Source organism: Pseudomonas helleri, assembly GCF_009600315.1.
In the GTDB taxonomy this organism is placed as follows: Bacteria; Pseudomonadota; Gammaproteobacteria; order Pseudomonadales; family Pseudomonadaceae; genus Aquipseudomonas; species Aquipseudomonas helleri_A.
This window is the reverse complement of the sequence record NZ_WIWC01000120.1, coordinates 1-406: the sequence shown is the minus strand read 5'-3', so window position 1 is coordinate 406 and position 406 is coordinate 1. Positions and strand designations below refer to the sequence as shown.

Annotated in this window: 1 protein-coding gene and 1 pseudogene; both read left to right on the top strand. The window is 60.8% G+C overall.

The genetic code is table 11. From position 1 onward, the window contains the following. Positions 1-221: pseudogene (locus GHN86_RS23800) on the top strand (plasmid replication protein); the annotation flags it as partial. Continuing rightward, positions 218-406 (top strand): hypothetical protein (locus GHN86_RS23100; RefSeq protein ID WP_153387395.1); only part of this gene is annotated, 189 nt, incomplete at its 3' end. The pseudogene GHN86_RS23800 and the gene GHN86_RS23100, both read left to right, overlap by 4 nt.

Genomic DNA, 406 nt, shown 5'->3' with positions numbered 1-406 from the left:
ATCAGGAGGTGAAACACATAGCCAAGTCAGTGGCCCGATACACCCACACCCGCTTCACGCCAGAGGGGTTCAGCGCATGGCAGGCAGCGCAGGGACGCAAAGGCGGGCGCGTATCAAAGCGCAACCCCGTACCCGATTCGGAGCAAACGCTAGAGCCCTGGCGCGCCCTCGGCATCTCTCGGGCGACCTACTACCGCAAGAAGACTACGGGGACGCCATGACGGAAGTCGATTTCCTAAGCCAGTGCCTAGAGCTAGGAGCGCAGCGCCGCTACGCGAACAAATGGCCCTATCTGATGTTCAAGGAGCGGTACGGGCGCGAGGCCAGCAGAGAGACCAAGAAGGCCGCATCCGCGCAGTATTGCGGCGAGGTGCAGGAAATATCAGACGAATTACTGGACTGGCTG